Origin of the sequence: Billgrantia endophytica (assembly GCF_002879615.1) — a bacterium.
Taxonomy (GTDB): Bacteria; Pseudomonadota; Gammaproteobacteria; order Pseudomonadales; family Halomonadaceae; genus Halomonas; species Halomonas endophytica.
Genome location: NZ_PNRF01000013.1, coordinates 140,312 through 154,719, shown reverse-complemented (window position 1 = coordinate 154,719; position 14,408 = coordinate 140,312). Strand labels below are relative to the sequence as shown.

The 14,408-nt window shown below is 64.7% G+C and carries 11 protein-coding genes; 10 read left to right on the top strand and 1 reads right to left on the bottom strand.

Going from position 1 to position 14,408, the window contains the following annotated elements; all coding sequences use genetic code 11:
• Nucleotides 1–20: 20 nt before the first annotated feature.
• From lpxB to tilS, 5 genes are all read left to right on the top strand, one after another.
• Nucleotides 21–1,310 (top strand): lipid-A-disaccharide synthase, encoded by a 1,290-nt coding sequence (gene lpxB, locus C1H69_RS07340; protein ID WP_102652754.1) that lies wholly within the window; start codon nt 21–23, stop codon nt 1,308–1,310.
• A complete protein-coding gene (gene rnhB / locus C1H69_RS07335; RefSeq protein WP_102652753.1) occupies nt 1,307–1,918 on the top strand; it encodes a ribonuclease HII in 612 nt (203 codons plus the stop codon). Before lpxB ends, rnhB begins: the two co-directional genes overlap by 4 nt.
• Before the next feature lie 60 nt (nt 1,919–1,978).
• Nucleotides 1,979–5,479, top strand: coding sequence for a DNA polymerase III subunit alpha (dnaE, locus tag C1H69_RS07330; protein WP_102652752.1), 3,501 nt, complete (start codon nt 1,979–1,981; stop codon nt 5,477–5,479).
• 247 nt (nt 5,480–5,726) lie between these two features.
• A complete protein-coding gene (accA, locus tag C1H69_RS07325; protein ID WP_102652751.1) occupies nt 5,727–6,680 on the top strand; it encodes an acetyl-CoA carboxylase carboxyl transferase subunit alpha in 954 nt (317 codons plus the stop codon).
• 143 nt (nt 6,681–6,823) lie between these two features.
• Nucleotides 6,824–8,104, top strand: coding sequence for a tRNA lysidine(34) synthetase TilS (gene tilS, locus C1H69_RS07320; RefSeq protein ID WP_102652750.1), 1,281 nt, complete (start codon nt 6,824–6,826; stop codon nt 8,102–8,104).
• A 31-nt stretch (nt 8,105–8,135) separates the two neighbouring features.
• On the opposite strand, the gene C1H69_RS07315 is transcribed toward tilS, so the two are convergent.
• On the bottom strand, nt 8,136–9,101 hold the full coding sequence (locus tag C1H69_RS07315) for a Ppx/GppA family phosphatase (RefSeq protein ID WP_102652749.1): 966 nt from the start codon (nt 9,099–9,101) through the stop codon (nt 8,136–8,138).
• A gap of 489 nt (nt 9,102–9,590) precedes the next feature.
• Here C1H69_RS07315 and rho point away from each other — a divergent pair, with 489 nt between their 5' ends.
• From rho to C1H69_RS24385, 5 genes are all read left to right on the top strand, one after another.
• Nucleotides 9,591–10,850 carry a transcription termination factor Rho gene (rho, locus tag C1H69_RS07310; protein WP_102652748.1) on the top strand — a complete coding sequence of 420 codons (1,260 nt, stop codon included), beginning with the start codon at nt 9,591–9,593 and terminating at the stop codon, nt 10,848–10,850.
• Between the two features lie 286 nt (nt 10,851–11,136).
• Nucleotides 11,137–12,618: a 4-hydroxy-3-polyprenylbenzoate decarboxylase gene (gene ubiD / locus C1H69_RS07305; RefSeq protein ID WP_102652747.1), complete on the top strand. Its 1,482-nt coding sequence runs from the start codon at nt 11,137–11,139 to the stop codon at nt 12,616–12,618.
• A gap of 16 nt (nt 12,619–12,634) precedes the next feature.
• Nucleotides 12,635–13,414, top strand: a complete 780-nt coding sequence (locus tag C1H69_RS07300) for an NAD(P)H-flavin reductase (protein ID WP_102652746.1) — start codon at nt 12,635–12,637, stop codon at nt 13,412–13,414.
• Nucleotides 13,411–14,124, top strand: coding sequence for a dihydromonapterin reductase (folM, locus tag C1H69_RS07295; RefSeq protein ID WP_102652745.1), 714 nt, complete (start codon nt 13,411–13,413; stop codon nt 14,122–14,124). Before C1H69_RS07300 ends, folM begins: the two co-directional genes overlap by 4 nt.
• Before the next feature lie 111 nt (nt 14,125–14,235).
• Nucleotides 14,236–14,358 carry a hypothetical protein gene (locus tag C1H69_RS24385; protein ID WP_276308752.1) on the top strand — a complete coding sequence of 41 codons (123 nt, stop codon included), beginning with the start codon at nt 14,236–14,238 and terminating at the stop codon, nt 14,356–14,358.
• Nucleotides 14,359–14,408: the final 50 nt, after the last annotated feature.

Genomic DNA, 14,408 nt, shown 5'->3' with positions numbered 1-14,408 from the left:
GGCAAAGACATGACGCGGTTATGAAGAGGATAAGGCGTATCTACCTCGTCGCGGGCGAGCTCTCCGGCGACACGCTAGGTGCCGGCCTGATGCGCGCCCTGAAGCAGCGCCATCCTGAGGTGGAATTCCGCGGCATCGGCGGGCCGGGCATGATCGGGGAAGGCATCGACAGCCGCTTTCCCCTGGAGACCCTTTCGGTAATGGGCCTGGTGGAGGTCATCAAGCACCTTCCCGAACTGATACGCGTGCGTCGTACCCTGAAGGCCGATGCCCTGGCCTGGCAGCCCGACATCATGATCGGGATCGACGCACCCGACTTCAATCTGGGGCTAGAGCGTCAACTGCGAGAGTCCGGCATCACCACGGCCCACTATGTCAGCCCTTCGGTCTGGGCCTGGCGCCAGGGCAGGGTCAAGGGGATTGCCCGGTCCGTGGACGCCATGCTCACCTTCCTGCCCTTCGAAGCCGCTTTCTACACCCGCCATCGGGTGCCGGTAGCCTTCGTTGGCCACCCCTTGGCCGACGAGCTGCCCCTGGTCAACGACCGCAAGGCCGCCCGGGCGGCGCTGGGCCTCGAAGGCGCGAGTGACGAGACCACCTCGCTGCTGGCGCTGCTGCCCGGCTCCCGTGCCAATGAAATCCGCTTTCTCGGCAGCACTTTCCTCGACTCCGCCGAGCGGCTGTGCCGGGCGCGCCCCGGCCTCAGGGTCGTCATTCCGGCAGCGACACCCCAGCGGCGTGAGGAGCTGTGCGTTCTCTTGTCACAGCGCCCCGCGCTGGCAGGAAGCGTCACACTGATCGATGGCCGGGCCCGGGAGGCCATGGTGGCTGCGGATGTCGTGCTGCTGGCATCGGGCACGGCGGCGCTGGAGGCGATGTTCTGCCACCGCTCCATGCTGGTAGCCTACCGGATGGCCCCCGCCACCCACTGGCTGGCCAAGCGCCTGGTGAAGTCGGAATGGATATCGCTGCCCAACCTGATCGCTCGCGAGACCCTGGTACCCGAGTTGATCCAGGATGAGGCCAATGCACCGGCGATTGCCGAGCGACTGGGAGCGATGCTCGACGATGCCGAGGGCCGCGCCTCTCTCGAGGCCCGCTTTGCCGGGATGCATGCGGGGCTCCAGCGAGATGCCAGCCGGCGTGCCGCCGAGGCGATCGAGGCGCTGGTCGAGGGCCGGCCATTGCCGGAGAGCGTGTCGTCAGGGTCAATGCCCGAGGGACAGCCGAAAGCCGGGCCGGGGGAGCGCGACACCCTAGGGGAAAGCGCCACGTCAGAGGTAGTCGATGACAAGAGGAGCGAGCGATGAACCCATGCGAGATGCCTCCGCTGGTGATCGAGTACCGGGGCACCCTGCTGGCCGGAGTCGATGAGGTGGGGCGTGGTCCGCTGATCGGTGCCGTCGTGGCGGCGGCGGTGATTCTGGACCCGCTGCGCCCGATCGAGGGCCTGGCCGATTCCAAGAAGCTCACCGCGCGGCGTCGCGAGCAGCTCGATGTCGAGATCCGCGAGAAGGCCCTGGCCTTCGCGATCGCCGAGGCGTCCGTCGCGGAAATCGACGAACTCAATATCTACCATGCCACTCACCTGGCGATGCGCCGGGCCATCGACGGCCTCCCGGTGATGGCCGAGTACCTGCTGGTGGACGGTAATCGGCTGCCCGGGCATCATGTTCCCGGCCAGGCGGTGGTCAAGGGCGATGCCCGCCACCCCGCCATTGCGGCGGCCTCGATACTGGCCAAGGTGGCGCGGGATGCGCAGATGATCACCCTGGACGGTCTGCACCCCGCCTATGGATTCGCCCGGCACAAGGGCTATCCGACCCCGGAACACCTGGCGGCGCTGGAACGTCTCGGCCCCCTGTCCGAGCATCGCCGCTCCTTCGGTCCGGTGAGAGGCCAATTGGCCCTGTCGTGAGCCGCGCCAGCGCGGTACGCTGCACACCGATTCCTTTGCCCAGCAACGCCCGAGCCCGCCATGACCACGCCATTCGTACATCTTCGCGTTCACACCGAGTATTCCCTGGTCGACGGCCTGGTGCGTCTCAAGCCGCTGATCAAGGCCACCGCGGAGCGGGGCATGCCGGCTCTGGCGGTAACCGATGAAGCCAATCTCTTCGGCCTGGTCAAGTTCTATCGTGGCGCCCAGGGGGCCGGGCTCAAGCCGATCATCGGTTCCGACCTGTGGCTGACCAACCCCCTGGACGAGGGCCACCCCTACCGGCTGACCCTGCTGGCCATGAACGACATCGGCTATCGTAACCTCACCGAGCTGATTTCCCGCGGCTGGATGGAGGGCCAGCGGCAGGGCAGGGCGCTGCTCGACAGGGCGTGGGTGCTCCAGCAGAGCGAAGGGTTGATTGCGCTGTCCGGCGGCCGCGACGGGGAAGTCGGCCGCTATCTGCTCTCCGACCACCGGGACGAAGCGCGGGCACTGCTCGACGAGTGGAACGCCGCCTTCCCCGGACGCTTCTACCTGGAGCTGGTACGTACCGGCCGGCCGCTGGAAGAGGAGTGCGTTCATCTCTCGGTTGCGCTGGCCGTGGAGAGCGGGACGCCGGTCGTGGCGACCAATGACGTACGCTTTCTCGAGCGAGAGGACTTCTGGGCCCATGAGACACGGGTTTCCATCGGCGAGGGCAAGGCGCTGGACGATCCCAGGCGCGAACATCGCTACACCGAGGAGCAGTACCTCAAGAGCCCGGAAGAGATGAATGAACTCTTCTCGGACGTTCCCGAGGCGCTCGAGAACAGCATGATGATCGCCGCGCGCTGCAACGTGGAGGTACGCCTTGGCGAGATTTTCCTGCCGGAGTTCGAGATCCCCGAGGGCATGACCCAGGACGAGTTCTTCCGTAAGGTGTCCCATGATGGCCTCGTCGACCGCCTCGACTTCCTCTTCCCCGCCGAGCGCTACCCGCGAGGTGGCGCCGAATTCGCCGAGATAGAGACGCGTTATCGGGAGCGCCTGGACTTCGAGCTCAACGTCATCATCCAGATGGGGTTCCCCGGCTACTTCCTGATCGTGATGGACTTCATTCAGTGGGCCAAGGACAACAACGTCCCGGTGGGACCGGGGCGTGGTTCCGGTGCCGGCTCGCTGGTGGCCTATGCGCAGAAGATCACCGACCTGGACCCCATCGGCTACGATCTGCTGTTCGAGCGTTTTCTCAACCCGGAGCGGGTCTCGATGCCCGACTTCGACGTCGACTTCTGCATGGAGAAACGCGACCGGGTCATCGAGTACGTGGCCGACCGCTACGGCCGCAATGCGGTATCGCAGATCGTCACGTTCGGCACCATGGCGGCGAAGGCGGTGGTGCGCGACGTGGCCCGGGCCCAGGGCCGCCCCTATTCACTGGGCGACAAGCTTTCGAAGCTGATTCCCTTCGAAGTGGGCATGACGCTGTCCAAGGCCATCGAGCAGGAGCCGGCACTCAAGACGTTCATCGAGAACGACGAGGAAGCCCAGGAAATCTGGGAAATGGCAGTCAAGCTCGAAGGCATCACCCGCGGCACCGGCAAGCACGCCGGCGGCGTGGTGATCGCGCCGACCAAGCTCACCGACTTTTCGCCGCTGCTGTGTGACGAGGACGGCTCGGGGCTGGTGGTGCAGTTCGACAAGAACGACATCGAGGACGCCGGCCTGGTCAAGTTCGACTTCCTGGGCCTGCGTACCTTGACCATCATCGACTGGGCGCTGGAGATGGTCGACAAGGTGCGCGCGGCGGCAGGCGAAGGTTCGCTGGATATCGACAGTATTCCGTTGGATGACGCCCCGACCTTCGAGATGCTCAAGCGTGCCGAGACGACGGCGGTGTTCCAGCTCGAGTCCCGCGGTATGAAGGAGTTGATCAAGCGACTGCTGCCCGACTCGCTGGATGACATGATCGCCCTGGTGGCGCTGTTCCGCCCCGGCCCCCTGCAGTCGGGCATGGTCGACGACTTCATCAACCGCAAGCATGGCCGTGCCGAGCTCGCCTACCCGCATCCGGACTACCAGCATGAGCTGCTCAAGCCGGTGCTGGAACCGACCTACGGCATCATCCTTTACCAGGAGCAGGTGATGCAGATCGCCCAGGTGATGGCGGGCTACAGCCTGGGTCAGGCCGATATGCTCCGTCGTGCCATGGGCAAGAAGAAACCCGAGGAGATGGCCAAGCAGCGGGCTGGTTTCATGGACGGCTGCGCGGAAAACGGCATCGACAAGGAGCTGGCCGGCAACATCTTCGATCTGGTGGAAAAATTCGCCGGCTACGGGTTCAACAAGTCCCACTCCGCGGCCTATGCCCTGGTCTCCTACCAGACGGCGTGGCTCAAGACGCACTACCCCGGGCCATTCATGGCGGCGGTCATCTCCACCGAGATGGACAACCTCGACAAGGTGGTGCCGTTGATCGAGGAGTGCCGTAATCTGGGGCTTACCGTGACCCCGCCGGACGTCAACGTGGGCGGGTACAAGTTCACCGTCGATGTCGATGCACGGGTGGTCTACGGCCTGGGCGCCATTCGCGGTGTGGGCGAAGGGCCGATCGGCGCCATCGTCGAGGCTCGCGATGCCGGGGGCCCCTTCACGGACCTGTTCGATTTCTGCCGTCGGGTCGACCCGAAGCGTATGAACAAGCGCACCCTGGAAGCGCTGATCCGCTCCGGGGCCCTGGATACCCTGGGGCCGAGCCGGGCCGTTCTCACCGCGGCCATGGAGGATGCGCTCAAGGCGGCCGCCCAGACACAGGCCAATCAGAACCTGGGGATCATCGACATGTTCGGCGAGGCCTTCGCCGATGAAGCGGAAGCCGATCCCTACGAGGCTTACCAACAGGCTCGCGACTGGACCGACAAGGAGCGCCTGGCGGGTGAGAAGGAGACGCTGGGACTCTACCTGACCGGGCATCCCATCGACGAGTACGAGCAGGAACTCAAGCGCTTCGTCTCGACGCGTATCAGCGACCTCAAGCCTTCTCGCGAGCCGCAGCGGGTCGCCGGCCTGGTGGTCGGGGTGCGCACCATGAAGTCCAAGCGTGGCGACACCATGGCCTTCCTGACGTTGGACGACCGTACCGGGCGCATCGAGGCGTCTCTGTTCGGCGAACTCTTCGAGACCTTGCGCGGCAAGCTGGACACCGAGCAGGTGCTGATCGTCGAGGGCGAGGTATCCAGCGACGATTACTCTGGCGGACTGCGCCTGCGGGGCAAGGACATCACCCCCATGGTGGCGGCACGCGCCCGCTATGGCGAAGCCGTGGAGCTGTCGCTGGACGGCTCCAGGGTCAACGGTCGCCTGGCGGATAGCCTGCATGACAGCCTGGCGCCGTACCGCGATGCCGAGGGTTTGCCGGTGCGCCTGCGCTACCGCAACGACGAGGCCACCGGCTGGCTGGAACTGGCCGAGCAGTGGAAGGTGGCTCCCAGCGACGAGCTGCTGATCGCGCTGCGTGAGGTGGAGGGGCAGGATGGGGTGCGGCTGAAGTACCGCTAGTTCTGCGAGAAGTGCCTGTGCTCGGTCATACGGCGTTAAAAATCGGCTTGAAATGGCTGCCGAGCGGTGCTGGGCAAGGTCTAGGATCTAACCGCGCCGGGGGCAGGCCGCAGCGATAACACCTCGAGTCCTGCCTTGCGCCGTGCGTTGAGGGTGCGATAATGCCCGACACTCGATTTTATGGCTTCCGGGACGAACAGCGTTCATCATGCCCCGGCGACAGCAATGACAAGGCGGCCCAGCCACTATGAATCCCAACTATCTCGATTTCGAACAACCCATTGCCGAACTCCAGGCCAAGATCGAAGAGCTGCGCCTGGTCGGCAACGATAGCCAGCTCAACCTCAGCGACGAGATCGCGCGCCTCGAAGAGAAGAGCCGCAAGCTCACCGAGTCCATCTTCCGGGGGCTGAGCCCCTGGCAGGTCTCCCAGCTGTCGCGCCATCCCCAGCGCCCCTACACGCTGGATTATCTCGAGCACATCTTCACCGATTTCGACGAGCTGCATGGCGATCGCCGCTTTGCCGACGACCCGGCCATCGTGGGTGGGGTGGCACGGCTGGATGACCGCCCGGTCATGGTCATCGGTCACCAGAAGGGCCGTGAGGTAAAGGAAAAGGTGCGCCGTAACTTCGGCATGCCGCGTCCCGAGGGCTACCGCAAGGCGTGCCGCCTGATGGAGATGGCCGAGCGCTTCAATATGCCGGTTCTGACCTTCATCGATACGCCGGGCGCCTATCCGGGCATCGATGCCGAGGAGCGTGGCCAGTCGGAGGCCATTGCCTACAACCTGGCGGTGATGTCGCGCCTGAGGACGCCGATCCTCGCCACCGTGGTGGGAGAGGGCGGCTCCGGCGGCGCATTGGCCATCGGCGTCTGCGACGAGCTGACCATGCTGCAGTATTCCACCTATTCGGTCATCTCTCCGGAAGGCTGTGCCTCGATTCTGTGGAAGAGCGCCGAGAAGGCCTCCGATGCTGCCCAGGCCATGGGCATCACGGCGGAACGACTGAAGGAGCTGGGCTTCGTCGACACCCTCATCGAGGAGCCGCTGGGTGGCGCGCACCGTCATCCGCTGTCTACCGCCGAGCGTATCAAGGAAGCCCTGCTGGCCAGCCTGGACCGCCTCGGGGCCATGGATACCGAGGCCCTGCTCGAGCGGCGGTATGGGAGGCTGATGAGCTATGGAGCCCCTGCTTGACGGGCTTTTCCGCGCGCGGTCATGCGTCGTTGGAGACGACCTCGAAATGCTCATTTAATCCTGTGTAGACTGCGTTTTCTCGGTCTTCTCCGCCTGGCCTGGCCGTCGCTCGAATCGGCCCCGGGTGCTTTGTGGAGTGTGCCATGGCTGAGTCCCTGCAAGCCCTGATCGACGATGCCCTGGCCCAGACCCCGCCGGGGCGTGTCGTCTGGGTGGGGCTCTCCGGCGGGCTCGACTCGTCGCTGTTGCTGACCCTGGCGGCCAGGGCCTGCCGTCGGCACTCCCGACCCTTCCATGCTCTCCATGTCCACCATGGCCTTCAGGCCGCCGCCGACGATTTCGAGCGCCACTGCCGTCGTCTCTGTTCCCGCCTCGGGGTCCCGTTGTACGTCGACGCGGTGAGCGTCGACCGACACCTGGGGCTGGGGCTGGAAGGCGCGGCCCGTGAGGCACGCTATGCGGCCTTTGCCCGACGGGTTTCGCCCGGCGAGACTCTCTGGCTCGCCCAGCATCGTGACGACCAGGCCGAGACCTTCCTGCTCGCCGCGCTGCGTGGCAGCGGTGCGCGCGGGCTGGCCGCCATGCCGGAGCGTCGCGACCGGCAAGGGTGGGCGCTGGTACGCCCGCTTCTGGGAGCCTCCCGAGCCGCGATCGAACTCGAGGCTGCCCGGCACGATCTCGTCTGGGTCGAGGACCCCTCCAACGAGGACGAGACACTGGATCGCAACTTCATCCGGCGAAGCGTCATGCCGCTGCTGCGGTCACGCTGGCCCCATGCCAGTGAGGCCCTGGCGCGATCCGCCCGGCACGTCGGCGAGGCGGATGCACTGCTGACTGAACTGGCGGAAATGGATCTCGAACGCCTGGGAGGCGACCCCGGGCGTGTGCCGGCACCGGAGCTGCTGGCGTTGTCGAGCCGACGACGGCGCTTGTTGATCCGTCATGCCTGCGGTCGCCTTGGGCTGACCACTCCCCCCGAGGCCCGTCTTGCGACCCTTCTGGACCAGCTCACGGCACGGCAGGACGCCCGGGTGTCTGTCGGCTGGACAGGTGGCGAAGCACGCCTATGGCGCAGTCACCTCTACCTGCTGGCCCCCGCCCCGTCGTTACCCGCCTCATGGCAAGCCGGTTGGGATGGGGTCACGCCCCTGACCACGCCCCTGGGTCGGCTTGCGGTTACGCTGTTGCGGCAGGATGGCGAGCCGGCCTGGTTGTGCCTTGTCGGACGCCGAGGCGGCGAGCGGATTCGACTGCCGGGGCGTGGCTCGCGGGATATCAAGCGACTGTTGCAGGAGCACGACCTTCCTCCCTGGGCCCGGGAGCGGCTGCTGCTGGCCTGGCATGGCGAAGGGGTGGTGGCGGTGCTCATGCCCGGAGAAGGGCGCTGGCTGGCCGTGACGGAGGGCTGGGAGGGCCGCCCATGAGTGGTGGCGACTCGCCGCAGCGCGCAGCGGCCTAGCCCTGGCGCTTCAGCATGTCGTGCAGCACGCCTTCCCGCAGGGCTCCGTCGGTATAGCGCATCACGCTGAGATCGAGCGCTTCGAAGATGGCGCCGAGGATGGCCACGCCAGCGGGAAATATTCGGGCCCTGTCGAGCTTGAGGCCAGGCATGGAGATATTGTCGAGATGCCCCAGGGTGACGAGGTGCCGACGAAGCTCGAAGAGCCCTTGGCGAGTCACCCCACCTCCAGCGGCCTGGCTGCTTGCCGCGATGACCGACGCGACGGCCTTGATGGTGCCGCTGGAACCGACCGGATCGGTCCAGCCCAGGTCACGATAGGGGCGACGGATGGTGTCGAGCGCGGACAGGGCCGCCCGCTCGGCTCGGCGCATGCTGTCTTCGCAGAGCCTGCCATTGGCGAAATGGCGCCTGGTAAACGTCACGCAGCCGATGTCGAGGCTTTCCAGCTTCAGCGGCTCGAAATGCTCGCCGATGGCGAACTCGGTGGAGCCGCCGCCGATATCCACCACCAGTCGCCTGCCGTCCTCGGGCAGGGCATGCGCAGCACCCTGATAGATCAGGCGCGCCTCCTCGTGGCCGCTGATGATGTCGATGGGACAGCCGAGCAGGGCCTCGGCCCGCTCGACGAAGGCTCGGCTGTTGCGGGCTGTACGCAGCGCACTGGTGCCTACGACCCGCAGGCGGTCAGGCGCGATATCATCCAGCAACGGGGTGAAACGGGACAGGCAGCGTAGAGCACGCTGCATGGCGTCTTCGCTCAACAGGTCGGCGTCGTCCAGGCCGGCGGCCAGCTGCACCTTTTCTCCAAGTCGCGACACGACCTGCAGCCGGTCCGCCTGATAGTCGGCCACAAGGAGGTGGAAGCTGTTCGAACCCAGATCGATCGCAGCCAACCGCTGCGAAGCCGAGGTGCGGGCGGGGGAAACTTCCTGTCGGGGCCGGTCCATGGGCTGGGGCATCGCGTTGTCCTGAAAGCGGTTGACCCAAGGGTGCGGCGACTCCCCCGTCGTGTCAATTGGAAGGGGTATCGGTTAATGGGCTTGCGTTCGTCGCCGCCCTTGACTAACATCGGGGCGTTCGCCTGTTCCGAATGCTTTCCGACCGCGTCGCGGTCAACATCAAGTCGTCAGACAGCCCCTTTTGTCGTCCCTGGCCATGTGCATGCAGTCCTGATGGCACTGGTAGAAAATCAGGCAGGTTGCACAGGGAGTAAACTGTAGTAGGTAAGACGTACCAGGCGATAACCGTCCAGACGACAATAGCGCTGCTCCCTCGAACACGATACCGTTCCGACGACCCCTGCTGTACAGAGGTCGTGATGTGCCGGTCATCACCTGCGAGTGGCTGCCCCCGGGCTCTGAACGCATCCAAGCGGCGTACCGTTCTTTTCTCTCGTCATACACGGCGCCGTGCCGCCACGCTGATATGAGCAACTTCCGAACACACCGATGAATCTTACCGAACTCAAGCAAAAGCCCGTACCGGAACTCCTGGAGATCGCCCGCGAAATGGGCATCGACAACCTGGCCCGCTCGCGCAAGCAGGACATCATTTTCGCCATCCTCAAGAAACACGCCAAGAGCGGTGAGGATATCTATGGCGATGGTGTGCTCGAAATCCTGCAGGATGGCTTCGGCTTCCTGCGCAGCGCCGATAGTTCCTACCTGGCCGGCCCCGATGACATCTATGTCTCGCCGTCGCAGATCCGCCGTTTCAACCTGCGCAAGGGTGATTCGATTTCCGGCAAGATTCGTCCGCCGAAGGAAGGGGAGCGCTACTTCGCGCTGCTCAAGGTCAGCCAGATCAACTTCGACAAGCCGGAAAACGCCAAGCACAAGATCCTGTTCGAGAACCTCACGCCGCTGTTCCCCACGGAGCGGCTGCGCATGGAGATCGGCAACGGTTCCACCGAGGATCTCACCGCGCGGATCATCGATCTGGTGGCACCCATCGGCAAGGGCCAGCGTGGCCTGATCGTCTCGCCGCCCAAGGCGGGCAAGACGCTGATGCTGCAGAACATCGCGACCTCGATCACCCGCAACAATCCGGAATGTCATCTCATCGTATTGTTGATCGATGAGCGCCCGGAAGAAGTGACCGAGATGTCGCGAACCGTGCGTGGTGAAGTGGTGGCTTCGACCTTCGACGAGCCCCCGGCACGCCACGTCCAGGTCGCCGAGATGGTGATCGAGAAGACCAAGCGCCTCGTGGAACACAAGAAGGATGTGGTCATCCTGCTCGACTCCATTACCCGCCTGGCCCGTGCCTACAACACGGTGGTGCCCAGCTCCGGCAAGGTGCTGACCGGTGGTGTCGATGCCCACGCCCTGGAGAAGCCCAAGCGCTTCTTCGGCGCGGCGCGCAACATCGAGGAAGGCGGCAGCCTGACCATCATCGCCACGGCGTTGGTCGACACCGGCTCCAAGATGGACGAGGTGATCTTCGAGGAGTTCAAGGGCACCGGCAACATGGAGGCCCACCTCGACCGCAAGCTCGCCGAGCGCCGCGTCTACCCGGCGATCAACATCCGACGTTCCGGTACCCGCCGCGAGGACCTGATCGCCTCCGAGGACGAGATGCAGCGCATGTGGATCCTGCGCAAGCTGCTCAACCCCATGGAAGACACCGCGGCCACCGAGTTCCTCATCGATCGCCTGAAGGATACCAAGACCAACCTGGAATTCTTCGAAGCCATGAAGAGACGCTGATCGGAGCTATTGCGCTTGCGGATACTGCGTTGAATCCTTGCTCGCCTGCTCATGTACTACTCGTACACTCCGCGGCCTCGCTCGGATTCGCCTTGTCTCCGCTTCGCTCATTACGCTCCGATGGCAGGTGCTCTGCGCTTCGGTTGCTAGATCAAGGTGAGCGGCACCGGGAAAGCCGCGGCTCAAGAACTGGTAGGGCTGCAAATGGCCTCGCTGGGCGAAGAAGAAAGGGGCGGCATGCTATGCTGCCCCTTTCGTCGTTCGGGAAATGGGATAGGATTAGTCCATGAAATACAAGGATCTGCGGGATTTTATCGCCGTGCTGGAGGCGCAGGGCGAGCTGCAGCGGGTGACCGCCGAGGTCGACCCCTACCTGGAAATCACCGAGATCTGTGATCGCACGCTGCGTGCCGGTGGGCCGGCCCTGCTGTTCGAGAACGTCAAGGGCCATGACATGCCGTTGCTTGGCAACCTCTTCGGGACACCGAGGCGGGTTGCCCTGGGCATGGGGCAGGACAGCGTGGAGGCGCTGCGCGAAGTCGGCAAACTGCTTGCCTTCCTCAAGGAGCCCGATCCCCCCAAGGGGTTTCGCGACGCCTGGGAAAAGCTGCCGATCTTCAAGCAGGTGATGAGCATGGGGCCGAAGACGGTGCGCTCGGCTCCAGTGCAGGAGCTCGTCCATGAAGGCGACGAGGTGAACCTCGATCGCCTGCCGATCCAGCACTGCTGGCCCGGCGACGTGGCACCGCTGGTAACCTGGGCCCTGGTGGTGACCAAGGGGCCGCACAAGTCTCGCCAGAACCTGGGCATCTACCGGCAGCAGAAGCTGGGCAGGAATCGCTTGATCATGCGCTGGCTGTCGCACCGTGGCGGGGCACTGGATTTCCAGGAGTTCCAGAAGGCGCATCCCGGCGAGCCCTTCCCGGTGGCGGTGGCATTGGGGGCCGATCCGGCCACTATCCTGGGGGCGGTGACGCCGGTACCGGATTCGCTCTCCGAATACGCGTTTGCGGGGCTTCTGAGAGGCTCGCGTACCGAGTTGGTCAAGTGTGGCCACGCCGATCTCGAGGTCCCGGCATCGGCGGAGATCATCCTGGAAGGTTTCATCCATCCGGATGACATGGCGCCGGAAGGCCCCTACGGCGATCACACCGGCTACTACAACGAGATCGATCATTTCCCGGTATTCACGGTGACGCGCATGACCATGCGACGCGACGCCATCTATCACTCGACCTATACCGGGCGCCCTCCGGACGAGCCGGCGATTCTGGGGGTGGCGCTCAACGAAGTCTTCGTGCCGATCCTGCAGAAGCAGTTTCCGGAAATCACCGATTTCTACCTGCCCCCCGAAGGCTGTTCCTACCGCATGGCGATAGTGACCATGAAGAAGCAGTACCCGGGCCACGCCAAGCGGGTGATGATGGGCGTCTGGAGCTTCCTGCGCCAGTTCATGTATACCAAGTTCGTGGTGGTGCTCGACGACGACGTGAGTGCCCGCGACTGGAAGGACGTGATCTGGGCGATCACCACCCGCATGGACCCCGCCCGGGACACCGTCATGGTGGAAAATACGCCCATCGATTATCTGGATTTCGCCTCGCCGGTAGCGGGGCTGGGCTCCAAGATGGGACTGGACGCCACCACCAAATGGCCCGGCGAGACAGATCGAGAGTGGGGTACGCCTATCGTCATGGACGAGGCCGTCAAGACCCGTGTCAGCGAACGCTGGAACGAGTTGGGTATCGAGCTGCCCCCCCAAACCTGATGACCAAGAGGTATTCATGACGGCAAGGATCCTGACCTGCCAGGTGACGGTAGTGGAGGACATGACTCCCGACGTCTTTCGAGTCCGACTGGAGGGGCGTGCCGAGGCCATGGCTCACGCGCCAGGCCAGTACCTGGAACTGAAGCTCGACGATGATACCTGGGTACCGTTTTCCATTGCCAACGCCCATACCGGCGATGGCACCCTCGAGCTGCATATCCAGCACTGGCCGGAGCGTGAGAACTCCGCCCGGTTGCGCAAGCTCATGCAGGTGGCCCACCACCTGACCGTTCACCTGCCCGGCGGTGACTGTGTGCTCGATCCTGAAAGCCGCCGCCCGCTGCTGCTGCTGGCTGCCGGCACGGGCTTCTCCCAGATGAAGGCCATTGTCGAAGCCTCGCTGCACGAGTGGCCCGAGCGGCCTATCGACCTGTGGTGGGCGGCGCGGGAGCGTCGTGACCTCTATCTGGAAAACTTGCCCCGGGAGTGGGCCGGGGGATATGACAACGTCCACTTCCACCTGGTGACCGAAAGGGAGCCGGAACTGCCTGTCGATGGCGTGCGTGTCATCCCCCATCGCGGCCGTATCGATCAGGCCTTGGCGGCCACCCTCGATGACGTGAGTGGGCATGATGTCTACCTGTCCGGCTCGCCGGGCATGGTCTATGCCTGTGTCGATGTGCTGGCCTCGCTGGGACTCTCTCCGTCGCGGGTATTCTCCGACGTCTTTGCCTACGCGCCACGCTCGCCTCTGGTGCCGGTAGTGGGCAGCCTGAAGCAGGGAAGCGTCCAGTGAGCGCTTCTCCCATACTCATCACCGGCGGGGCGCAGCGGCTTGGCCGTCACTGCGCGGAGCGCCTGGTGGAAGACGGGCACCCGGTGATCATCAGCTACCGCCGTGAGCGCCCCGAGCTCGCTGCCCTGCGTGAACGGGGCATTGTCACCCTCCAGGCGGATTTTGCCACCGAGGCCGGTATCCTGGATTTCATTTCCCGCCTGAAGTCGGCAACGCCGTCCCTCAGGGCGATCGTGCACAACGCCAGCGACTGGGCGCCGGACTCGGCCGACGAGCAGGCCGGCGCGACCTTCGAACGGCTGTTTCGGGTCCACATGCAGGCGCCCTACCTGATCAACCTGCACTGCCGTGACCTGCTGGAGGCCTGCGGCGAGCCCCAGCGCGATATCGTTCATGTCACCGACTACGTGGTACAGAAGGGCTCGAGGAAACACGCCGCCTATGCCGCCACCAAGGCGGGTCTGGAGAGTCTGACCCTTTCGTTTGCCGCCATGCTGGCGCCCACGGTTCAGGTCAATGCCATCGCACCGGCATTGATCATGCTGGGCGAGGGTGATGGCGAAGCCTATGCCGAGCAGGCCAGGGCCAAGTCGGCGATGGGCATGGTGCCGGGGCCGGGGGTGATCTATCAGAGCCTGCGCTACCTGCTCGACAACCGCTACGTCACCGGCATCACCCTGCCGGTCGATGGCGGCCGCCATCTGCGCTGACGGCCCCATGGGCGAGGCCACCTCGATACTCTGCTAGACTGGAAGGCATGACACAGCGTTCACGGAAGACGTCCACGGTTGGACATCCCTTGCCGGAAAGGAGCGATACAGATGGCCGCAACCCCGCACTACCATGACGAAAGCAGCCTGCTCTGGCTGGTGCCTGGACTGGTGGTACTGGCGATCAATTGCCTGCCACTGATCATTGGCGTCACACGGGCCGTTGTGGGCTGAACTGGCGTTTGGCTCTTGCCAAGCGATCCGGGACACGGCACGATGTTCCC